At 71.5% G+C, this 21762-nt stretch carries 21 protein-coding genes; 10 read left to right on the forward strand and 11 right to left on the reverse strand.

Annotated features, from left to right (window positions below):
• Window positions 1–84 precede the first annotated feature (84 nt).
• Window positions 85–828 (forward strand): DUF6542 domain-containing protein, encoded by a 744-nt coding sequence (locus AB0H71_RS23775; protein WP_357024801.1) that lies wholly within the window; start codon window positions 85–87, stop codon window positions 826–828.
• A 119-nt stretch (window positions 829–947) separates the two neighbouring features.
• Here the strand turns inward: AB0H71_RS23775 and AB0H71_RS23780 are convergent, their stop codons facing one another.
• Window positions 948–1952 carry a 4-hydroxy-3-methylbut-2-enyl diphosphate reductase gene (locus AB0H71_RS23780; protein ID WP_357024804.1) on the reverse strand — a complete coding sequence of 335 codons (1005 nt, stop codon included), beginning with the start codon at window positions 1950–1952 and terminating at the stop codon, window positions 948–950.
• Window positions 1953–2066: 114 nt separating this feature from the next.
• On the opposite strand from AB0H71_RS23780, the gene AB0H71_RS23785 reads away from it, so the two are divergent.
• The 3 genes from AB0H71_RS23785 to AB0H71_RS23795 are packed head-to-tail and all read left to right on the forward strand — an operon-like array spanning window position 2067 to window position 4233.
• Entirely contained in the window at window positions 2067–2762 is a 696-nt protein-coding gene (locus tag AB0H71_RS23785; protein WP_357024807.1) for a lipid droplet-associated protein, read from the forward strand.
• Complete coding sequence (gene xseA, locus AB0H71_RS23790; protein ID WP_357024810.1) at window positions 2759–4003, forward strand: exodeoxyribonuclease VII large subunit; 1245 nt, start codon at window positions 2759–2761, stop codon at window positions 4001–4003. Before AB0H71_RS23785 ends, xseA begins: the two co-directional genes overlap by 4 nt.
• Before the next feature lie 2 nt (window positions 4004–4005).
• The gene (locus tag AB0H71_RS23795) at window positions 4006–4233 is read left to right on the forward strand and encodes an exodeoxyribonuclease VII small subunit (RefSeq protein ID WP_357024812.1); all 228 of its coding nucleotides are present in this window, start codon (window positions 4006–4008) and stop codon (window positions 4231–4233) included.
• 7 nt (window positions 4234–4240) lie between these two features.
• On the opposite strand, the gene AB0H71_RS23800 is transcribed toward AB0H71_RS23795, so the two are convergent.
• Window positions 4241–4816 carry a DUF4245 domain-containing protein gene (locus tag AB0H71_RS23800; RefSeq protein ID WP_357024815.1) on the reverse strand — a complete coding sequence of 192 codons (576 nt, stop codon included), beginning with the start codon at window positions 4814–4816 and terminating at the stop codon, window positions 4241–4243.
• Between the two features lie 110 nt (window positions 4817–4926).
• Between AB0H71_RS23800 and glpX the strand changes: the two genes are divergently transcribed.
• A complete protein-coding gene (gene glpX / locus AB0H71_RS23805) occupies window positions 4927–5970 on the forward strand; it encodes a class II fructose-bisphosphatase (protein WP_357024818.1) in 1044 nt (347 codons plus the stop codon).
• A 101-nt stretch (window positions 5971–6071) separates the two neighbouring features.
• On the forward strand, window positions 6072–7472 hold the full coding sequence (locus AB0H71_RS23810) for a class II fumarate hydratase (RefSeq protein WP_357024820.1): 1401 nt from the start codon (window positions 6072–6074) through the stop codon (window positions 7470–7472).
• Between the two features lie 63 nt (window positions 7473–7535).
• Here the strand turns inward: AB0H71_RS23810 and AB0H71_RS23815 are convergent, their stop codons facing one another.
• Window positions 7536–8393 carry an acyl-ACP desaturase gene (locus AB0H71_RS23815; RefSeq protein ID WP_357024823.1) on the reverse strand — a complete coding sequence of 286 codons (858 nt, stop codon included), beginning with the start codon at window positions 8391–8393 and terminating at the stop codon, window positions 7536–7538.
• A 141-nt stretch (window positions 8394–8534) separates the two neighbouring features.
• Window positions 8535–9911, reverse strand: a complete 1377-nt coding sequence (locus AB0H71_RS23820; protein ID WP_357024826.1) for a PhoH family protein — start codon at window positions 9909–9911, stop codon at window positions 8535–8537.
• 295 nt (window positions 9912–10206) lie between these two features.
• Between AB0H71_RS23820 and AB0H71_RS23825 the strand changes: the two genes are divergently transcribed.
• On the forward strand, window positions 10207–10482 hold the full coding sequence (locus tag AB0H71_RS23825; protein WP_357024829.1) for a hypothetical protein: 276 nt from the start codon (window positions 10207–10209) through the stop codon (window positions 10480–10482).
• Between the two features lie 7 nt (window positions 10483–10489).
• Here the strand turns inward: AB0H71_RS23825 and AB0H71_RS23830 are convergent, their stop codons facing one another.
• From AB0H71_RS23830 to AB0H71_RS23840, 3 genes are all read right to left on the reverse strand, one after another.
• Window positions 10490–10960 (reverse strand): limonene-1,2-epoxide hydrolase family protein, encoded by a 471-nt coding sequence (locus AB0H71_RS23830; protein ID WP_357024832.1) that lies wholly within the window; start codon window positions 10958–10960, stop codon window positions 10490–10492.
• 38 nt (window positions 10961–10998) lie between these two features.
• Window positions 10999–12291 (reverse strand): serine hydroxymethyltransferase, encoded by a 1293-nt coding sequence (gene glyA / locus AB0H71_RS23835; RefSeq protein ID WP_357024835.1) that lies wholly within the window; start codon window positions 12289–12291, stop codon window positions 10999–11001.
• Window positions 12292–12558: 267 nt separating this feature from the next.
• Complete coding sequence (locus AB0H71_RS23840) at window positions 12559–13767, reverse strand: DUF885 domain-containing protein (RefSeq protein WP_357024838.1); 1209 nt, start codon at window positions 13765–13767, stop codon at window positions 12559–12561.
• 169 nt (window positions 13768–13936) lie between these two features.
• Here AB0H71_RS23840 and coaA point away from each other — a divergent pair, with 169 nt between their 5' ends.
• Entirely contained in the window at window positions 13937–14869 is a 933-nt protein-coding gene (coaA, locus tag AB0H71_RS23845; RefSeq protein ID WP_357024841.1) for a type I pantothenate kinase, read from the forward strand.
• A 13-nt stretch (window positions 14870–14882) separates the two neighbouring features.
• On the opposite strand, the gene AB0H71_RS23850 is transcribed toward coaA, so the two are convergent.
• Entirely contained in the window at window positions 14883–15689 is an 807-nt protein-coding gene (locus tag AB0H71_RS23850; protein WP_357024844.1) for an isoprenyl transferase, read from the reverse strand.
• A gap of 95 nt (window positions 15690–15784) precedes the next feature.
• On the opposite strand from AB0H71_RS23850, the gene AB0H71_RS23855 reads away from it, so the two are divergent.
• Both AB0H71_RS23855 and AB0H71_RS23860 read left to right on the forward strand, forming a co-directional pair.
• The gene (locus AB0H71_RS23855) at window positions 15785–16477 is read left to right on the forward strand and encodes a hemolysin III family protein (protein WP_357024846.1); all 693 of its coding nucleotides are present in this window, start codon (window positions 15785–15787) and stop codon (window positions 16475–16477) included.
• Window positions 16478–16495: 18 nt separating this feature from the next.
• Window positions 16496–17995 (forward strand): adenylate/guanylate cyclase domain-containing protein, encoded by a 1500-nt coding sequence (locus tag AB0H71_RS23860; RefSeq protein WP_357024849.1) that lies wholly within the window; start codon window positions 16496–16498, stop codon window positions 17993–17995.
• Here the strand turns inward: AB0H71_RS23860 and AB0H71_RS23865 are convergent.
• The 3 genes from AB0H71_RS23865 to AB0H71_RS23875 form a co-directional block, all read right to left on the reverse strand.
• Entirely contained in the window at window positions 17970–20024 is a 2055-nt protein-coding gene (locus tag AB0H71_RS23865; RefSeq protein ID WP_357024852.1) for a thioredoxin domain-containing protein, read from the reverse strand. The genes AB0H71_RS23860 and AB0H71_RS23865 overlap by 26 nt on opposite strands.
• A 222-nt stretch (window positions 20025–20246) precedes the next feature.
• Window positions 20247–21149 carry a hypothetical protein gene (locus tag AB0H71_RS23870; RefSeq protein WP_357024855.1) on the reverse strand — a complete coding sequence of 301 codons (903 nt, stop codon included), beginning with the start codon at window positions 21147–21149 and terminating at the stop codon, window positions 20247–20249.
• The gene (locus tag AB0H71_RS23875; protein ID WP_357024858.1) at window positions 21146–21745 is read right to left on the reverse strand and encodes a hypothetical protein; all 600 of its coding nucleotides are present in this window, start codon (window positions 21743–21745) and stop codon (window positions 21146–21148) included. The genes AB0H71_RS23870 and AB0H71_RS23875 overlap by 4 nt, the downstream gene beginning before the upstream one ends.
• Between the last annotated feature and the right edge of the window lie 17 nt (window positions 21746–21762).

Here is a 21762-nt window from a genome sequence, read left to right on the forward strand (position 1 = left end):
GGAACCGACCCGCCGTTCCGTCCCACCGGCCGACGGCGGGTTAGTGTGCACTACGTGGCTGCTTCCCAACGTGTGCGACCCCGCGTGCCCGCATCGCAGCGCTCGGTCCTGCCCGCGGTCCGGGGCGTCCCGGCACCGGTGGCGGTACTGATCGCGGTTGCCTGCACGATCGCGGGGTTTCTGGTCGATGCCGCGGGTGGCGGCAGCGAGCTGACCCTGGTCTTCTCCGGGGCGTACGTGCTCGGCTGCCTCGCCGCGGTGCTCGCGGTGCGGTACCGGGGGCTCTTCACCACCATGGTGCTGCCGCCGCTGCTGCTCTTCGCCTCGGTGCCGCTGGCCTACCAGTTCCTCGTCGACGGCGGCTCGACCTCGATCAAGGACATCCTGCTCAACCTGGCGATTCCGCTGGTGAACCGGTTCCCCTCCATGCTGCTGGCCACGGTGCTCACGCTCGCGGTCGGCGGCGCGCGGATCTGGCAGCGGCGGCGCGAGGAGGTGAGCTCGAAGGCGAGCGAGGGGCGGCGCGGGACCAGCTGGGGGCGCGGATCCTCGCTGCGCGACACGGCGGAGCGCACGCGGCGGACGCGGGGCGAGCCGGAGGACGATGTCAGCGATATGAAGACGGAGCTGCTGCCCGGCCCGTCCCGGCGGCCCGCCGCGCCGCCGCCCGCGGAGGCGGTGCCGCCGCGCAAGCCGCGCGGGTCCGGGCGGGGGCGCGCGGCGACGCGGGAGCGCGAGGGTGAGGCGCCGCGCCGCCGCGAGGGTGCCGCGCCGGCGCGGCCGACGGTGCGGTACCGCGATCGCGGCGACGACCGGCGCAAACGCTAGCCGGAGCCGCCACGCGCGAGCGACATCGCGCGGAGCCGAGCGGCGACTACGCCGACACACAGCGGAACCGAGCGGCGACGCCCGCCTGCTTCCAGGAGCGGCATGCGCGCGCTCCGAGCTCAGCGGCGAGCGGGGCGCAGCTCGCGGGGCAGCGCGAAGACCAGCGTCTCGTTCGCCGTGGTCACCGGCTGCACATCGGCGAAGCCGTGCTCGGCCAGCAGCTCGAGCACCCCGTCGACCAGGATCTCCGGCACCGAGGCGCCGGAGGTGATGCCGACCGTGCGGACCCCGTCCAGCCAGGCGGTGTCCACCTCGCGGGCATAATCCACCAGGTGCGCGGCCCTGGCGCCGGCGTTCAGCGCGACCTCCACCAGCCGGACCGAGTTGGACGAGTTGCGCGAGCCGACCACGATCACCAGGTCGCACTCCGGCGCCATGGCCTTCACGGCGGTCTGCCGGTTCGAGGTGGCGTAGCAGATGTCGTCGCTGGGCGGATCCTGCAGCAGCGGGAACTTCTCCCGCAGCAACCGGACCGTCTCCATGGTCTCGTCCACGCTGAGCGTGGTCTGCGAGAGCCAGATGACCTTGTTCTCGTCGCGCACGGTGACGCCGTCGACCCCGGCGGGGCCGTCCACGAGCTGGACGTGGTCGGGCGCCTCACCGGCGGTGCCCTCCACCTCCTCGTGCCCCTCGTGGCCGATCAGCAGGATGTCGAAGTCGTCGCGGGCGAAGCGCTTGGCCTCCTGGTGCACCTTGGTGACGAGCGGGCAGGTGGCGTCGATGGTGCGCAGGCTGCGTTCGGCCGCCGCGGTGTGCACCGCGGGCGACACACCGTGCGCGGAGAAGACCAGCAGGGCGCCGGCGGGCACCTCGTCGGTCTCGTCGACGAAGATCACGCCGCGCTCCCGCAGCGTCTCGACGACGTGCCGGTTGTGCACGATCTCCTTGCGCACGTAGACGGGCGCACCGTGCTTCTCCAGCGCCTTCTCCACGGTCTCCACCGCGCGGTCGACGCCGGCGCAGTACCCACGCGGTTCGGCGAGCAGCACCCGCTTCGCATCGGCCGCACCGGAGGAACCGGCGGAGCGCGCGATTCCGACGTTCAGGGAAATAGCCGAGGACATGCCCACAGAATACGGACCCGAGCCGGGTGCCGCCCGCGGCGGTGGCGCACGGGAGAATCACACCCCGTGACACTCGTCCTTTGCATCACACATCGTTTCGGGCAGGCTGGGACCATGTTCCGACCACCGTTCCTGGCCAGGGTCGCGGCCGGCGCCGCCGTGTACGCCCTCGAAGAGAGCCGCAGGTTGCCGAGCGCGGCAATTCATTTCCCGATCACCGCGGTGAGCCAGCTGCTGCAGACGTCGATGCACGTGCAGCAGTTCGTCACCAGTTTGGCGCTGAAGGGCGACGCGGTATTCGAGCGCCTCGGCGGCAATCCGGTGGAGCAACCGGAATGGGCGACCTTCGACGAGGATCTCGACGAATACCGGGACGATTTCGCCCCCGGCGGGATCGCCGACCCCGGGGTGAGCCGTTTCGACCGCTACACCGGCGACGACATCGGCAGCGGGAACGGCCACGGCGCCGCGGTGCCGAGCTACAGCGCGCCGGAGATCGCGGCCGAGCCCGCGCCGGACGAGCCCATCGCCACGGTGACCGATATCACCCCGGAGCAGCCGCTGGAGACCGGCTCCGCGCCGCAGCCGGCCGACGAGCCGGCGGCGCCGGAGCCGAGCGGGCCGGAGCTGCCCGAGGTCGCGGTCAAGTACGACTACCCCGGCATGACGCTGGCCCAGTTGCGCGCCCGGCTGCGCATGCTCTCGGTGGACGACCTCTCCGCGCTGCTCGCCTACGAGGAGCAGACCCTGGCCCGCGCGCCCTTCCTCACCATGCTCACCAACCGGATCGCCACCGTGCGGGCGCAGTGACCTCGAGCCCGGCGAACTCCGCGGAGCAGCCGTGGCCGGTGCGCACCGTCTCGATGAAGGTCGCGCAGTGGATCGACAAGCTGGGCAGCGTCTGGGTCGAGGGGCAGATCACGCAGATCTCGCTGCGGCCGGGGACGCGGACCGCGTTCCTGGTGCTGCGCGACCCGTCGGCGGATATGTCGCTCACGGTGACCTGCGATCCGGAGCTGGTGCGGTCGGCGCCGGTGCCGCTGCGCGAGGGCACCCGGGTGGTGGTCTACGGGAAGTTGCAGTTCTATCCGGCGCGCGGCAGCCTCTCGCTGCGGGTGCTCGAGATCCGCGCGGTCGGCGTCGGGGAGCTGCTGGCCCGGATCGAGCGGCTGCGCGCGCTGCTCGACGCCGAGGGGCTCTTCGACCCGCGGCTCAAGCGGCCGATCCCCTTCCTGCCCGGCACCGTCGGGCTGATCACCGGGCGCGGCGGCGCGGCCGAGCACGATGTGCTGACCGTCGCCAGGAACCGCTGGCCCGCGGTGCGGTTCGAGATCCGCAATACCGCGGTGCAGGGCGCGGCGGCGGTGCCGCAGATCCTGCGGGCGCTGGCCGAGCTGGACGCCGACCCCGCGGTCGAGGTGATCGTGCTCGCGCGCGGCGGCGGCAGCGTCGAGGACCTGCTCCCCTTCTCCGACGAGGCGCTGTGCCGGGCCATCGTCGCGGCCACCACGCCGGTGGTGAGCGCGATCGGGCACGAGCCGGACAGCCCGCTCAGCGACTACGTCGCCGACCTGCGCGCCGCCACCCCGACCGATGCCGCCAAGCGCATCGTGCCGGATGCCGCCGCCGAGCTCGCCGGGGTGCGCGAGCTGCGCGAGCGCGCCGCCGGGGCGCTGCGCGGCTGGGTGCGCCGCGAGGAGCGGGCGCTGGCGCAGCTGCGCTCGCGGCCGGTGCTCGCCGACCCGCTGCGCGAGGTCGAGCGGCGCGCCGAGGAGGTGGAGCGGCTGCGGAGCGCGGCCCGGCGGTGCGCGGAGCACCGGGTGGGCCGCGAGGAGACGACGCTGCGGCACCTGCGGGAGAAGCTGGTCGCGGTGGGTCCGGCCGCCACCATGGCGCGCGGCTACGCTGTCGTGCAGCGCGTCAGCGGGCCGGAGCGGCACGTGGTGCGCGCCGTCGACGAGGCACCGGCCGGGAGCCAGCTGCGCATCCGGGTCGCGGACGGCGCGATCAGCGCGGCCGCGCTGGGAACCGAGAGGACAGGAGGGGCCTGATCGTGCCGGACGAGTCCGACGAGATCGCGGGGTTCGGCTACGAGCGGGCCCGCGACGAGCTCGCCACCGTGGTGAAGATGCTGGAGCAGGGCGGGCTCGACCTGGACGAATCGCTCACGCTCTGGGAGCGCGGGGAGGCGCTGGCGAATCGCTGCGAGGAGCACCTCGCCGGTGCCCGCGAGCGCGTCGAGAACGCACTCGCCCGCGCGGACCTCGACCAGGAGGAGTGAAGCCGGGTCAGCGGGAGGGCGGCGTCAGCGGCTGTGCCGCGGTGATCGCGCCCGCGAGGGTGCGGAAGGCTTCCTCGTTCCCGGCGCCGGTGACGAGGACCCGCACCGCGCCGAGGTCGGCGACCCAGGCGTTCTCCTCGGTGGGCTCGCTGTAGACCACCCACTTCGTGCCGTCCACGTCGACCGTCCCGGTCGGGTACCGCGACCCGAGCACGAACCGCGCCAGCTGCTCCTCGGCGGCGCTGCTCTGCGAGAACCGCAGGTAGGTGCCCTCCCCGGTGATGTAGCCGACGGAGCTGATGGGCCCGCCGCCCGCGCCGGTGATGGTCTCGCGGCTGCCGGAGTTCGGGGTCCAGTCCGCCGGGAGCTCCGGGTTGCGGATGGGGAAGGGCAGCGTGCGGGCGTCCGAGCCGAGCGCCGCGTCGACGTCGAAGTGCGGGATCCGCCCCGCGGTCGGCCCGGTCGCGGTGAAGCTGCACTGGCTGGCCAGCCCGGCGAAGACCACGGCGATCAGCACCAGCGGGATCAGCGAGAGGAACAGATCCTTGTAGTCGTGCAGGATGCGTGGCTTCGAAGATGGCACGGCTCCCAGTATCCCCACCTGCGGCGCAGCCCGCGCACAGGGGTGTACGGGCGTACCGGTCGTGATGAGACAATCGCGGTGGATTTCCCGAACCAAGGAGGCACCCCGCGATGACGGCAACTTCGCCCGCACCGAGCCGCCGTGAGGCACCCGACCGCAACCTCGCGCTCGAGCTGGTCCGCGTCACCGAGGCCGGTGCCATGGCCGCGGGCCGCTGGGTCGGCCGCGGGGACAAGGAGGGCGGCGACGGCGCGGCCGTCGACGCCATGCGCCAGCTGGTCAGCTCGGTGTCGATGCGCGGCATCGTGGTGATCGGCGAGGGCGAGAAGGACGAGGCGCCCATGCTCTACAACGGCGAGGCGGTCGGCGACGGCACCGGGCCGGACGTGGACTTCGCGGTCGACCCGATCGACGGCACCACGCTGATGTCCAAGGGCTCCCCCGGCGCCATCTCGGTGCTCGCGGTGGCCGAGCGCGGCGCCATGTTCGACCCCTCCGCGGTCTTCTACATGCACAAGATCGCGGTCGGCCCGGAGGCCGCCGGTGTGGTGGACATCTCGGTGCCGATCTCGGAGAACATCCGCCGGGTGGCCAAGGCCAAGGGGCTGCACAAGTCCGACCTCACCGTCTGCATCCTGGACCGCCCGCGCCACTCCGACCTGATCCAGCAGGTCCGCGACGCCGGCGCCCGGATCCGGCTGATCTCCGACGGCGACGTGGCCGGCGCCATCGCCGCGGCCCGCCCGGACTCCGGCACCGACATCCTGGTCGGCATCGGCGGCACCCCGGAGGGCATCATCGCGGCCGCCGCCATGCGCTGCATGGGCGGCGAGATCCAGGCCAAGCTGGCGCCGAAGGACGACGAGGAGAAGCAGAAGGCGATCGACGCGGGCCACGACCTGGACCGCGTGCTCGGCACCGAGGACCTGGTCTCCGGCGAGAACGTCTTCTTCTGCGCTACCGGCGTCACCGACGGCGACCTGCTGCGCGGCGTCCGCTACTTCGGCGGCGGCGCCTCGACGCACTCCATCGTCATGCGTTCGAAGTCCGGCACGGTGCGCATGATCGACGCCTACCACCGCCTCACCAAGCTGCGCGAGTACTCCTCGGTCGACTTCGACGGCGACGAGAACGCCAACCCGCCGCAGTTCTGATCGGCACCGCCCCGGCGCCCGGACATTCCGCGCCGGGGCTGTGCGATTCCTCTCGACCGTGGCTCCCCCATCCCGCCGGAGCGCGGCCTAGGGTCGAATGTATGACCGAGGACACGCAGTATCGGATCGAACACGACACGATGGGTGAGGTTCGCGTTCCGGTGGACGCGCTCTGGCGGGCGCAGACCCAGCGCGCGGTGGAGAACTTCCCGATCTCCGGCCGCGGCCTGGAGCGGGCGCAGATCCGGGCGCTCGGGCTGCTCAAGGCGGCCTGCGCCACGGTGAACAGGGAGCTCGGGCTGCTCGACCCGGCCAAGGCGGAGGCCATCGTGGCCGCGGCGACCGAGATCGCGGACGGCAAGCACGACGACCAGTTCCCGATCGACGTGTTCCAGACCGGCTCCGGCACCAGCTCGAATATGAACGCCAACGAGGTGATCGCCTCGATCGCGGCGAACGCGGGCGTCACGGTGCACCCCAACGACGACGTGAACATGTCGCAGTCCTCCAACGACACCTTCCCCACCGCGGTGCACCTGGCCGCCACCGAGGCCGTCGTCACCCAGCTGGTGCCCGCGCTCGACCATTTGCGGCTGGCGCTGCAGGACAAGTCGGCCGAGTGGCGCACCGTGGTGAAGTCCGGCCGCACGCACCTGATGGACGCGGTGCCGGTCACGCTCGGGCAGGAGTTCGGCGGCTACACCAGGCAGGTCGCGGCGGGGATCGAGCGGGTGCTGGCCACGCTGCCCCGGCTCGGCGAGCTGCCGATCGGCGGCACCGCCGTCGGCACCGGGCTGAACGCCCCCGCCGATTTCGGCGCGCGGGTCGTGGCCGAGCTGCGCCGCAGCACCGATCTGGAGGCGCTGCGCGAGGCCGAGGACCACTTCGAGGCGCAGGCCGCGCGGGACGGGCTGGTGGAGGCGTCGGGCGCGCTGCGCACGGTGGCCGTGAGCCTCACCAAGATCGCGAACGATATTCGCTGGATGGGGTCGGGGCCGCTCACCGGGCTCGGCGAGCTGCAGCTGCCCGACCTGCAGCCGGGTAGCTCGATCATGCCCGGCAAGGTCAACCCGGTGCTGCCCGAGGCGGTCACCCAGGTGGCGGCGCAGGTGATCGGCAACGACGCCACGGTGGCGTTCTCCGGGGCGAGCGGCGCCTTCGAGCTGAATGTCTACATCCCGGTGATGGCGCGCAACCTGCTGGAGTCGATCCGGCTGCTGGCGAATGTCTCGCGGCTCTTCGCGGATCGCTGCGTGCACGGGCTGGTCGCGAATACCGAGCGGCTGCGCACGCTGGCGGAGTCCTCGCCGTCCATCGTGACGCCGCTGAACTCGGCGATCGGGTACGAGGAGGCGGCGGCGGTCGCCAAGGAGGCGCTCAAGGAGGGGAAGACGATCCGGCAGACGGTGATCGACCGGGATCTCATCGGGGACAAGCTCAGCGAGGAGGAGCTTGATCGCCGGCTGGACGTGCTGTCGATGGCTCGGGTGAAGGAGAAGTAGGGAGCGAGCCCACCCGGGCGGCTCGGCCCCGGCCGGGGAACTACCCGGCCGGGACTACGAGCATCAGCCCTTCAGGTGCGCGAGCTCGGCGCGCGCCTTCTCGCCCTCGTCGCCGAGGTCGGTACGGGTGAACACCTTCCACCGATCCAGCAGGGGGGCGAAAACCAGCCGGTTCTCGTCGGCCGGGTTGTAGATCCCGGCCTCGGCGAGCACATCGTCACTGTTGCGGCCGTCCGGCAGCGCCACGGTGGGCACCCGGAAGTCGGCGATCCGGTCGGCGACGGCGCGCAGCGTCTGGTCCGGGGCCAGGTCGAAGGCAGCGGAAATAAGGTCGGCGAAGAACTCGGACTGCAGCTCGTCGTCGCGGGCGATGCGCTCGGCGATGGCGGTGACGATCGGGTTCTCGTTCAGCGCGGCGGTATTGCGGTGCCGGATCCCGGAGGCCGCCTCCTCGAAGGCGGCATTGGCCAGCACGTCGAGCAGGTGCAGCGGGGCGCGGCGGAAACCCCTGGTCATGTGGTCCATGCGCAGCCGCTCCAGCTCCACCGGATCCACCGAGCGGGTGACCATGAGGTAGTTGCGGATGACGATCTCGTGCCGGTTCTCCTCCGCGGTCCAGCGGCCGACCCAGCGCCACCACGGCCCGCTGCGCAGCGACTTGCCCAGCTCGCGGTGGTAGGAGGGCAGGTTGTCGGCGATCAGCACGCTCACGGTGAGCGCCAGCTTGGCCGTCTCGCCGAGCTCGGACTGGCTGGCATCCCAGTCCTCGCCGCCGAGGAAGCCGAAGTTGCGCCCGTCGGACCACGGGACGAGGTCGTGCGGCTGCCAGCCGTCGGCGATCTGGACGTGGCGGTGCATGGTCAGCTCCACCTCGTCGGTGAGCGACTCCAGCAACTCGCGGTCGGTCAACACTGTGTGCACGCAGACAAGGTAGCGGGTCGGCGCCCGATACGGGGATGCCCGGTCCAGAAACTGGGCAGTACCCCAGCGCGGCCCCGCTTCCGCGAGGGGCGCTCACCAACCGGCGGTCCCCGTCGGGGGACCGCCGGCCGGCTCAGCGGCTCAGGAGTTCGGCCCGTACTCCTCCAGCATCTCGGTGACCAGCGCCGCGATCGGCGAGCGCTCGCTGCGGGTCAGCGTGATGTGCGCGAAGAGCGGGTGCCCCTTCAGCTTCTCGATCACCGCCGCGACGCCGTCGTGCCTGCCCACCCGCAGGTTGTCGCGCTGCGCCACGTCGTGCGTGAGCACCACCCTTGAGCCGCTGCCGAGCCGGCTCAGCACCGTGAGCAGGACATTGCGCTCCAGCGACTGCGCCTCGTCCACGATCACGAAGGAGTCGTGCAGCGAGCGGCCGCGGATGTGCGTGAGCGGGAGGACCTCCAGCATGTCCCGGCTCAGCACCTCCTCCAGCACCTCGCGGCTGGCCAGCCCGTCGAGGGTGTCGAAGACGGCCTGCGCCCACGGCCCCATCTTCTCGCTCTCGCTGCCGGGCAGGTACCCCAGCTCCTGGCCGCCCACCGCGTACAGCGGCCGGAACACCACCACCTTGCGCTGCGTGCGCCGCTCCATCACGGCCTCCAGCCCCGCGGTCAGCGCCAGCGCCGACTTGCCGGTGCCCGCCCTTCCGCCCAGCGAGACGATGCCCACACTCTCGTCCAGCAGCAGATCCAGCGCGATGCGCTGCTCCGCGGAGCGGCCGTGCAACCCGAACGCCTCGCGCTCCCTGACCACCTGCACCCGCTTGTCCGGCGTGACCCGGCCCAGCGCGCTGGAGTTCGGGCCGAGCAGCCGGACGCCGGTGTGGCAGGGCAGCTCGCGCGCCTCCTCCAGGTCGATCGAGGACTCCGCGTAGAGCGCGTCCACCCGATCACCGGCGACATCCAGCTCGACCATCCCGGACCAGCCGGAGGTCACCACGTCCTGGGCGTGGTACTCCTCGGCCGCCAGCCCCACCGCGGAGGCCTTGACCCGCAGCGGGATGTCCTTGGAGACGAGCACCACCCGCGCGCCCTCGGCGGCCAGGTTCAGCGCGCAGGCGAGGATGCGGGAGTCGTTGGTGTCGGTGCGGAAGCCGACGGGGAGCACCGCGGGGTCGGTGTGGTTCAACTCCACCTGGAGGGTTCCGCCCTCGGTGCCGATCGGCAACCGCTCGTCCAGCCTGCCGTGCTGCAACCGGAGATCGTCCAGGTTGCGCAGCGCCTCGCGGGCGAACCAGCCCAGCTCGTGGTGGTGCCGCTTGGACTCGAGCTCGCCGATCACCACCAGCGGGAGGACGGCGTGATGCTCGCCGAACCGGGTGAAGGCCCAGGGATCGGAGAGCAGGACGGAGGTGTCGATGACGAAGGTCTTGCAGCCGTCCCCGGCTTCCCCTCGCGGGGAATCTGCTTCAGCCGGTGAAATGGACGACGCGGGAGCGGAAACGGAGCGTGCAGCAGTCACGGTGGGCTCCTAAAGTGTTCGCACGGCACCCGCACGAACGATCGCGCTGGACCGGTCCGTCCTGATGAAGGCCGACTTGCGTCAACCGCCACGAGGGCCGGGTGCCGGCCCCCTCGTACTGATTGCCTCAGTCACGGTCAGGACCTCCCGTACGGATCACAACGACGCGATCCGCACCAACGAAGTTACCGCCGACCCCCGACACCGCGCTGCATGTAGCGCGGGACTGGCGGTGAATATGTCGTTAACGAGCTGGCAGCGGCATTTCGGTCAGGCTGCGGTTAAAGTCGCGGGCATGGCCGTACCAGAGGATCTCGCCGCACTGTCGTCCAAGGAGCTGCACGACCGGGCCGTCAAACTGGCGGTGCGCCACGGCGACGTGAAGTACCTGTGGCAACTGCTCAAGCGCATTCCGGCGGCCGAGGCCGCGGCGGGCAATGCCGGCGACAGCGAGGCCGACATCACCTACGTGCTGCCGCTGATCGACGACTACCTGCACGCCGGGGAGGGCGAGGTCGCCGAGCAGTTGCGGCCCTTCTACCTGGAGTACCTCACCGAGCGCTCCGGGTAGCGAGGGTTCAGCGGCGGGAGAACACCGCGCGGAAGACGCCGCCGACGGTGCCGCGCAGGAAGTTCTCCCAGCTGAAGTGGTCGTCCCAGAGCACGATCTTGCCGTCGCGGAGCACGAAGGTGCCCATCACCCAGAACCGGATGGCGACCGGGCCGAAGCGCAGCACATCGGTGCGGTCGGTGAGCACCACGGCGCCGTCCGCGGCGATGTGGTGCACCTCGACCGCGAAGCCGAAGGCGGGGCGGTCGAGGCCGCGCAGCACCCCGGCGACCCGGCGCGCGCCGCGCACGTCGGGCAGCGTGGTGTTCTTCCACACCACGTCGGCGTGCAGCAGCGCGACGGCCTCGTCGGTGGCGCCGCGCTCCATCGCCTCCAGGAAGGCGCGAACCGTGCGCACCGACTGCGTGCCGGGGCTGCTGCCATTGAGCGACTGCGGCGCCGTGCCGCCGTTGCGGGTGGTCTCCAGATCGTCGGCCATGCACCGACGATAGGCGGTCACCCGCGACGGCGACAGCCCTAGCCGAGCAGGCCCCACTCCTCCAGGCCGGAGTAGAGCGGGAAGTCCTGGGCCAGCTTGCGCACCCTGGCCCGCAGCGGCTCCAGCTCGCCGCCCGCGAGCGCGGTGGCGATGATGTCGGCGACCTCGGTGAACTCGGCGTCGCCGAAGCCGCGGGTGGCCAGCGCGGCGGTGCCGATGCGCAGCCCGGAGGTGACCATCGGCGGGCGCGGGTCGAACGGAACGGCATTGCGGTTCACCGTGATCCCGATCTCGTGCAGCAGGTCCTCGCCCTGCTGGCCGTCGAGCTCGGAGTTGCGCAGGTCGACCAGGACCAGGTGCACGTCGGTGCCGCCGGTGAGCACGCTGATGCCCCGACCCGCGACATCGGCGCCGGTCAGCCGCTCGGCGAGCAGCGCGGCGCCGGAGAGGGTGCGCTCCTGGCGCTCCTTGAACTCCGGCGTGCCGGCGATCTTGAACGCCACCGCCTTGGCCGCGACGGCGTGCATGAGCGGCCCGCCCTGCTGGCCGGGGAAGACCGCGGAGTTCAGCTTCTTGGCGTACTCCTGCCTGGCCAGGATGATCCCGGAGCGCGGGCCGCCGAGCGTCTTGTGCACGGTCGAGGAGACGACGTCGGCGTGCGGCACCGGCGAGGGGTGCAGCCCGGCGGCGACCAGCCCGGCGAAGTGCGCCATGTCCACCCACAGGTAGGCGCCGATCTCGTCCGCGATCGAGCGGAAGGCGGCGAAATCCTGCTGCCGGGGGTAGGCCGACCAGCCCGCGACGATCACCTTCGGCCTGGACTCCAGCGCGATGGTGCGCACCTCGTCCATGTCGATCCGGTGGTCTTCCTTGCTCACCCCGTAGGAGTGCACGTCGTAGAGCTTGCCGGAGAAGTTCAGCCGCATGCCGTGCGTGAGGTGTCCGCCGTGCGCCAGGTCGAGCCCGAGCAGCTTGTCGCCCGGCTCGAGCAGCGCGTGCAGCACCGCGGCGTTGGCCTGCGCGCCGGAGTGCGGCTGCACATTGGCGAAATCGGCGCCGAACAGCGCCTTGGCCCGCTCCCGCGCCAGGTTCTCGACGACGTCGACGTGCTCACAGCCGCCGTAGTAGCGGCGCCCCGGGTACCCCTCGGCGTACTTGTTGGTGAGCACGCTGCCCTGCGCCTGCAGGACCGCGCGCGGCACGAAGTTCTCCGAGGCGATCATCTCGAGGGTGTCGCGCTCGCGGGCGAGTTCGCCCGCCACCGCGGCCGCGACCTCGGGGTCGAGCTCTGCGAGGGACTGGGTGTTCACCGAAGCGGTCGTCTGCGTCACCCCGCCGATTCTATGGACCCGCTGCTCACCACCCTGCGGCGGGTGCGCCCGCGGCGCCCGCGAATTCACGGAGCGGACATCCGGCCGACGACCGGCGTGCATCTCGGGGGACGACCGTGTCCCGTCACGTGCCGTTCACCGAATCGAGGACCGATCGTGTTCATTGCCACCCCCATCCAGGACGGCGGGCTCGGCAGCCTGCTCCAGCTGTTCGTCAGCCTGATCTGCACGCTCTCCGCCGGTTCGGGCTGCCCCACCCCGATCTGATCAGGCGGCCGCGAGCTCCCGGCGCAGCGCGCCGGGGGTGAGCGGTTCGTCCAGCAGGCGGCGGAAACGGTCGGCGCGGGCGGCGGGGTCGGGTGCCTCGTCCAGCCAGCCGCCGAGCAGCCGGTACCCCTCGACGTAGGTGCTGATGTAGGCGCGCCAGAGCGGCGAGGAGAGGAAGCGCAGCGACTGCCGCGCCCGCTCCGGGGTGGTGAGCGCCCAGCGCTCCAGGAACCCGGCCACCTCGTCGGCGTCCCGGTGCCGGTCGTGCAGCAGCAGCGCCGCGTCCTGCCGCACCCCGAGCAGCCCGGCCGAGGCCGCGGAGAGCTGCTCGGCGCGCTCGCCGTCGAAGCGCAGCCCCAGGTCGGCGTAGATCTCCTGCGCCCACAGCCCCCAGCCGGGGCCGACGATGGCCTGCAGCGCCAGATCGGCCAGGCCCTCGGCCATCAGGCACTGCGGGGTGTTGACCAGGAAGAGCGTCTGCTCGTCCTGCCCGGCGGCGACCAGCCCGGCCTCCTTGCGGCAGTGCTCGGTGTGGTGCCCCGGGTACGCCTCGTGCGCGATCAGGTGCGGCAGGTTCGCCATCTGCTGGCGCAGGTCGGAGTTGATGGCGACGGTGGAGTGGTAGCCGCCGTTGTAGTAGTTGAAGCCGGACCACGGCTTGTCGCCGACCACCTCGTAGGTGACGTGCTCGCTGTCCGGCAGCGGGAAGCGCTCGCGCACCCGCTCGCGCAGCGCGCCGGAGAAGGCCGCCACGCAGTCGCGCAGCCGCTCCGGCGGGATCTCGTCGGCCTTCCGGTGCGCGGTGATCCGCTCGGCCAGCGCACCGTCGCCGGGCAGCACCTCGTCCATCCGCCGGTGCGCCTCGCGGTAGACCGCCTCGTCGCCGGGGGCGATCTCGACGTCGAAGTAGGCCCGCACCTCGTCCACGAAGCCGATCTCGGCCCCGGCGAACTTGCGGCCGGAGCACTCCAGCGCGCGCAGGTGCACGTCGATGAATTCGGCGCGCTCCGGCGGCAATCCGGCGCCCGGCAGCTCGGCCCGCAGCGCCGCGGCCCTTCGGGCCAGCTCGGCGGGCTCGGGGGCGGGCGCGTTCTGCACCGCGCGGCGCAGCTCCGGGTCGCCGGTGAAGGCGTCGACGAAGCCCTCCTCCAGCCGGTCGAAGGCGAGGCCGAGCCGCAGGTACTCGGTGACGAGCGGATGCGCTTCCATTCGGCCGAGACTAGCGCGAAACACGCCGCGGGGGCGGCGCCGTTCGCGACCCCGCGTGCGGTGCGGCCGCGGCGCGGAGCACAATTCGCCTGTGCGGCGAGGAGTGACGGGCGACTTTCACCTCGCCGGCGCGCGACGGAGCGTGTTTGCACGGAGGAGGCATCGGGAAGTGGCACGAATGGGCGAGCCGAGTCCGTATGTGGAATTCGACCGGAAGCAATGGCGAAAACTCCGCAAATCGACTCCGCTGGTACTCACCGAGGAAGAACTGTTCGGGCTGCGCGGGCTCGGTGAACAGATCGATCTGGAAGAAGTGGCGGAGGTCTATCTGCCGCTCGCCCGGCTGATCCACCTCCAGGTGGCCGCCAGGCAGCGGCTTTTCGCGGCGACCGCGACCTTCCTCGGCGAAACGCACCCGGACAGCCAGGTGCCGTTCGTCATCGGGGTGGCCGGCAGCGTCGCGGTGGGCAAGTCGACCACCGCCCGCGTGCTGCAGGCGCTGCTGGCGCGCTGGGACCACCACCCCCGGGTCGACCTGGTCACCACCGACGGGTTCCTCTACCCCACCGCAGAGCTGACCCGGCGGGGCATCATGCACCGCAAGGGCTTCCCGGAGAGCTACGACCGCCGCAAGCTGCTGCGCTTCGTCACCGAGGTGAAGTCGGGCGCGGCCGAGGTCTGCGCGCCGGTGTACTCGCACGTCTCCTACGACATCGTGCCGCACGAGAAGCACTGCGTGCACCAGCCGGACATCCTGATCGTCGAGGGGCTGAACGTGCTGCAGACCGGGCCCCGGCTCATGGTCTCCGACCTGTTCGACTTCTCCATCTACGTGGACGCCAGGATCGAGGACATCGAGAATTGGTACGTGCAGCGCTTTCTGACGCTGCGCGACGGCGCCTTCGCCGACCCGAGGGCGCATTTCCACCATTACTCGGCGCTCACCGACGATCAGGCGGTCGTCGCGGCCCGGGATATCTGGAACTCGACCAACCGGCCGAATCTGGTGGAGAACATCCTGCCGACCCGCCCGCGCGCCACCCTGGTGCTGCGCAAGGACGCGGATCACACCATCAATCGGCTCCGGCTCCGGAAATTGTGAGATATCCGACAGCTCAGACGCCGAAACGGCGGTGCCGCGCGGCGAAATCGCGCAGCGCGCGGAGAAAATCGACGCGGCGGAATTCCGGCCAGTACGCCTCGGTGAACCAGATCTCCGAGTAGGCGCTCTGCCAGAGCAGGAATCCGGAGAGCCGCTGCTCGCCGGAGGTGCGGATCACCAGGTCCGGATCGGGCTGGCCGGAGGTGTACAGGTGCTGGCCGATGGCGGGGACGGTGATGGACTGCACCAGGTCCTCACCGGTCTCGCCCGCGGCGATCTCCTGGCGCACCAGCGAGCGCACCGCGTCGGTGATCTCCTGCCTGCCGCCGTACCCGACCGCGACATTGACGTGCACCCCCGGCCTGCCGATGGTGCGCTCGGCCGCGGTGCGCAACCGCTTGGCGATCAGCTCGGGGAAGCCGTCCAGCGAGCCGATCAGCCGGACGCTCCAGTCCTGCTCCGGCGCGGAGAGCTCCTCGACCACGTCGGTGATGACCTCGAAGAGCGTCTCCAGCTCCTCCGGGTCGCGCCGCAGGTTCTCGGTGGAGAGCAGGTAGACGGTGACCATCTCGATGCCCTCGTCGGCGCACCAGCCGACCAGCTCGGCGATCTTCAGCGCGCCGACGCGGTGCCCGTGCCTGACGTCGGTGAACCCGTTCTCCCGCGCCCAGCGCCGGTTGCCGTCGCACATGACCGCGACGTGCCGGGGGTGCTCCTTGCCCGCGAGCTGCTTCGACAGCCGGGACTCGTAGAGGCGATAGGGCAACCCCCGCACCTGACTTCCAAGCTCCACCCGGGTCACCCTACGCCTCGAGACCATGAACACAGCATCCGCCGATTGCGGGCCGGTAGGGTTGCTGCCACCATTAACTTACGGTTCCGTAGGTTACCGAGGAGTTCACTAGGAGGCATTCCGTGTCCGATACCGTCGGCGCCGCCGCGTCGCCCGCCGAGGAGCTGGCCGAGGCGCTCGGCAAGCCACGGCTGCGCGGCTGGATCCACACCTGGGCCGTCGGTATCGCCGCCATCGCCGTGCTCGCGCTGGTCGGGGTGGCGGCCACGATCTCGGCGAGGGCCGTCTTCGCGACGCTGGTGTACGGCATCACGGTCTGCGCGCTCTTCGGGGTGAGCGCGGTGTACCACCGGGTCACCTGGCGCACCCCGCAGACCCGGATCCGGATGAAGCGCGCCGACCACTCCATGATCTTCGTCTTCATCGCCGGCAGCTACACCCCGTTCGCGCTGCTCGGGCTGCCCGGCTCGACCGGGCGGACGCTGCTCGCGGTGGTCTGGGCGGGCGCGCTGGCCGGGGTCGCGCTCAAGCTGCTCTGGCCGACCGCGCCGCGCTGGGTCGGGGTGCCGCTCTACCTGCTGCTCGGCTGGGCGGTGGTGCCGGTGGCCGGGCAGCTGTACGACCAGGTCGGGCCGGCGCCGCTGGTCCTGCTGGTGATCGGCGGCCTCATCTACAGCGGCGGCGCCATCCTCTACGCCACCAAGTGGCCGAATCCGTGGCCCGAGGTCTTCGGCCACCACGAGTTCTTCCACGCCGCCACCGTGCTCGCCGCGCTCAGCCACTATGCCGCGATCTGGCTGGTCCTGCTGCGCTGACCCGGTAGGTTTCACCCCGTGATCGCTCGCCTCATGCTGTGGGCGCTGCAGGCCCGCTGGGGGCTCGCCGTCGTCGTGATCGCGGCCAACCTCAGCGGCCTCGGCGTGATCGTCACGGCGATGTGGCTGAACGGCTTCCTCGGCCGGCTCGGCCCGGATTGGCGCACGGCGCTGCTGCTGGTGGCGATCTACCCCGCCATCGGCTTCCTGGCCGGGGTGGTGCTCGCGGTGCGGGATCGGCGCAGGCACTTCGGCTGGCTCGACGACCTGCGCAAACCCACCGAGGAGGAGGCGCGCGCGCTGCTCCGGCTGCCGGTGGCGATCACCGTGCGCGCGCTCGCGCTGTGGATACCGGGCGTGGTGATCGCGGCGGTGCTCTTCTCGCTCTTCGCCGACAGCACCAATCCGGCGGTCACCACGGCCATCTTCACGCTCGGCGCCTTCGAGTCGTCGGCGCTGACCTTCCTGATCGTGGACCGGCTGGTGCGCCCCGCCATCCCGGTGGTGGCGGCGGTGCTCGGCGCGACCATGCACTGGAGCTCCTCGGTGCTGGCCCGGGTGCTCGTCACCTGGGCGGTGGCCGCGGCCATGCCGATGCTGCTGCTCATCACGGTGCTCGCCGACCCGGTCGCGGGCGCGCCGGACCGGGTGCGCACCGCCCTCTACCTCTCCACCGTCGGCTTCGCGGTCGGCGCGCTGGCGACCGCCTTCCTGGCCAGGGCGGTGGCCTCGCCGGTGCGCACGCTGCGGCTCGCGCTGGACCGGATCACCCTCGGTGAGCTGGATGTCCGGGTGCCGGTGGGCAGCGTCGGCGAGATCGGCAGGCTGGAGCACTCGGTGAACGAGCTCGCGGCCAGCCTGCGCGACCGGCAGCGGCTGCGCGACGTGTTCGGCCGGCACGTCGGGGCCGAGGTGGCGGAGCGGGCGCTGGTGGCGCGGGGTGTGGACCTGACCGGGGACGTGCGGGTGGTCTCGGCGCTCTTCGTCGACGTCACCGGGTCGGTGGCGCTCTCCACCGGGCTGCCGCCGCAGGAGTTCGTGGCCAAGCTGAACCGGCTCCTCGCGACCGTGATCGCGGCGACCGAGGAGCACGGCGGGCTGGTCAACAAGTTCGAGGGCGACGCGGCGCTCTGCGTCTTCGGCGCGCCGATCGCGCTGCCGGACAATGCCACGCCCGCGCTGCGCGCCGCGCGCCGGATCCGCGACGAGGTGCGCGCCGCCGGGGAGCTGGATATCGGGATCGGGGTGGCGCGCGGGCTGGTCTTCGCCGGCGATGTGGGGGCCGATACCCGGCTGGAGTTCACCGTGATCGGGGATGCGGTGAACCGGGCGGCCCGCCTCACCGGTGAGGCGAAGCGGGTGCCGCGGCGGATTCTGGTGAGCGTGGATGTGATCGAGGCGGCGGCGGCCGAGGAGCGGGAGCACTGGGTTCATCTCGCCGATATTCAGCTGCGGGGCATGGGTGAGCCGACGCCGTGCTGGACGGATGCGGTCAGCGGCGAGCCAGAGCCGCCGTGAGGTCGATGGCGCCGGTGACCGGGAGGTCGCAGACGGTGCCGCGGCAGACGTAGGCGGCGGGTTCGTCGCCGACCGGGGGACGGTCCGCCAGCAGCGGGGCCGAGTCTCGTTCGCCCGCGATGATCACCGCCCCGCCGGGCGCGGAAGCCCTTGCGGCCGCGAGCAATTCGGCGGCATCACCATCGGGCGGCACCGAGACGGCGATCTGAAGCGGCCCGTGGAACGCCGCCTCCGCCACCGTCAGCCACTGCCCCGCCGAGCGCGGCGCCCGCGCCAGCACCACCGCGCCCCGCGCCAGCGTGCGATCGGCCAGCTCCCGGTACCGCACCGCGTGCTCCGGCTCGGCCAGCGCGGCGGCGGTGAGCAGCGCCTCGGCCAGCGCCGACGCCCCCGCCGGGGTGGCGCCGTCGATCGGGTCGCGGGGCCGCGCCACCAGCGTCTCGGCATCGTCGGCGGTGTCGAACCAGCTGCCCGGCTCGTCCGGGTCGGCGAAGTGCCTGATCGCGGCGTCCAGGAGCTGCTCGGCCCGCACCCGCCACTCCCGCTCCCCGGTCACCTGGTGCAGCGCCAGCAACCCGGTGACCAGCCAGGCGTAATCCTCCAGCACCCCCGGCGAGGTGCCGGCCGCGCCGCCGAGCGAGGCTCGCAGCACCCGGCCGTCCACCACGTGCACCCGCAGCAGGAACTCGGCGCAGCGCCGGGCGGCCGCGATCCACGCCGGAACATCCAGCGCCGCTCCGGCTTCGGCGAGTGCGGTGATGGCGATGCCGTTCCAGGCGGTGACCACCTTGTCGTCCCGCTCCGGCTGCGGGCGGCGGTCCCTGACCTCGCGCAGCGCCGTGCGCGCCCGGTCGAGCCGTTCCGGGTCGTCCGGCTCGGCGAGCCGGGTGAGCACCGAGGTGCCGTGCTCGAAGGTGCCCGCCGTGGTCACGCCCAATTGCGCTGCGGCCCATGCTCCTTCGGTGGGGCCGAGCACGGCGGTCAGCTCGGCCGGAGTCCAGACGTAGGTGGCGCCCTCGACGCCGGGCTCGCCCGGCCGCACCGGGGTGTCGGCGTCCAGCGCGGAGGCGAGCCCGCCGTGCTCGGTGCCGAGATCGTCCAGCAGGAAGGCGGCGGTCTCCGCCGTCACCCGCGCGGCCAGCGACTGCCCGCCGCTGCCCGGCTCGGCCGGGAGCTCCCGGCGCGCCAGGTGCGCGTAGGCGCGCAGCAGCTGCGCGTTGTCGTAGAGCATCTTCTCGAAGTGCGGCACCAGCCACCGCTCGTCCACCGAGTACCGGGCGAACCCGCCGCGCAGCTGGTCGTAGATCCCGCCCCGCGCCATGGCCTCGGCCGTCCGCCGCACCAGGGCGTAGGTCTCCGGATCCCCGGTCCGCTCCCAGCTCCGCAGCAACCCCGCCAGCAGCGCCGACGGCGGGAACTTCGGCGCCCCGCCGAACCCGCCGAACGCCGTGTCCTCGTCCTTCCGCACCGCGCTCACCACATGATCGAGCAGGTCGGCGCCGATCGCCCCGCCCGCATCCGGCAACCCCGTCGCCTGCGCCCGCAGCGCCTCCGTCACCTGCGCCGCCGCCTGATCCACCTCGTCGCGCCGGTTCCGCCAGGTGTCGATGATGGCGGTGAGCACCTGCGTGAACGACGGCGAGCCGCCGCGCGGCACCCGCGGGTAATAGGTGCCGCAGTAGAACGGCGACCCGTCCGGCGCCAGGAAGCAGGTCATCGGCCAGCCGCCGTGCCCCGTCATGGCGACGGTGGCGTTCATGTAGACCGCGTCCAGATCCGGCCGCTCCTCCCGATCCACCTTCACGCAGACGAACTCCGCGTTCATCTGCGCCGCCGTCGCCTCGTCCTCGAACGACTCGTGCGCCATCACGTGGCACCAGTGGCAGGAGGCGTAGCCGATCGAGAGCAGGATCGGCACATCCCGCTCCTTCGCCTCCGCCAGTGCCTCGCTGCTCCACTCGCGCCAGTGGACGGGGTTGTCGGCGTGCTGGCGGAGGTACGGAGAGGTCGCGGTTCCGAGCCGGTTCATACGTTCAGCGTTCCACAGAAGTCGGGGTGCACACGTCCTTCACGGGGCCGAGTACCGGAGCGCCTCCATCGGCACCGGCGCGGCGCATATCTCGGGCACCTGGACGCACGGTTCGTGGGCACCTGGACGCACGGTTGGTGGGCACTTGGACGCCGCCTCGATGGTCCGGACGACGAGCTCGCAAGCTGTGCACACAGCCCGCCGGACCCACACACCGGCCCGTCAGCTCCCACCGTCCAGCTCGGGGATGGGGTCCTCCTGTTCCAGCAGCCGGATGAACTGGTGCTCGGTGCGCTTGCGTTCACCGAATCGGTCCGCGGAGATCTCCGTACGCACCTGGATCCGCAGGAACGCGTCCCACGGCAGGGTCTTCGCGATCGCCGCGGGTATCCGCTCGATCTCTGTCCTACGCCGATTGTGCAGCAGCTGAATTCGGGCGAACTCCTCCTGCAGGCTGATGGCGGACAGGAACCCGGCTTTGATACCGAGGTCGACCCGCGGCACAGGTTCGAGCAGGCGACGCGCATTGACCCGCCCTCGCTCCGTCAGCCGGGACATCCGCCGCCGTCCATCGTGCCCGGACAAATCAATCTCCACACCGGCGTCGGTCTTGTCGAGGGAGTCGATCAGGAGCCGCAGCCGGTGCCAGAGACCCGACGAGAAATCGGAGCCGATCTGCTCGCCCTGTTCGACGGTGTCGTGGAGTGCGATGACCCGTTCCAGGGCTGTTTCAAGGGGCGATGGTCCCGATACCTCGATCTCACCCTCGGCAGGAGTGTCGGCGCCGAACGGCACCAGCGGCAGCAGGACGCTGCCCCGGCGAACCTCCCGGAATCCGATCGCCAATTCGTCGGCGACGTCGGCGGGAGCAGCGGCGCGAACCTCGCGGTCGATGAGACCGAAGATCTCGGCCGCGGCCGCATCGAACACGCCTCTGTCGAAACGCTCGCCGACGAGCCTGATACTGGCGAAACCGGGTAACGAAGCGGCCGGGTCGAATCTCCGCAAGCCTTCCAGCATCGCGGCACGAAGAAACGACGAAGCGGGAGCGTCGTCCGCCTCGTTCACGTCGGGATCCGGTTCGAACCCGTCCAGGTACTCGGAGAACTGGTCGCGAATGCTCACAGCCGAACCTCCAGGTAGCCGCGTCGACTGGCACAGCTCGCTACCGAGGGTAGGTCGGATTCCCCGATCCGACAGCGTTCCCACCAGTCGTCGAGCCGCCCACGATCGTGCAGGTACGCCTGCTGGTCGCCATCCAGTTCCGCATCCGGACGGTGCGGGTGCACGACGGGGAACCAGCGAAGCGGGAACACCTCCAGACCATATTCCCCCTTGATTCCATCCCGGTGCTGGGTGAGTTCGGCGATCATCTTCGAGCCGGGTCTGCCGCGGGCCCGATCAGCGACCATGCCGTCGACGACCGGGGAGATATCGATGTCGCCCGGATCGACCTTGGCGGAGGCGAAGCTGCCCGCAATCCAGAAGCAGCGGAGCACTGGGACGGAGAATCTCAGCCTGTCGGCCGTCATTTCCCAGTTCGCCAGATAGCGAACCAGGCCACCGAACAACCGCGGGCGGGTCCGGGAGTCGGCGAACGCCGGTGCCTGCACCAATGCCGACCGAACCTCGTCGAGACTGCACCCGTATCGCCCCGGCGGTAGATGACCGCTCACCTCGTCGAACGCAGGTATCACTGCTCCCCCCTTCAGCTGCCTCACGGCGGCACCCCCCGGCG

Source organism: Nocardia sp. NPDC050697, from assembly GCF_040654395.1.
GTDB lineage: Bacteria > Actinomycetota > Actinomycetes > Mycobacteriales > Mycobacteriaceae > Nocardia.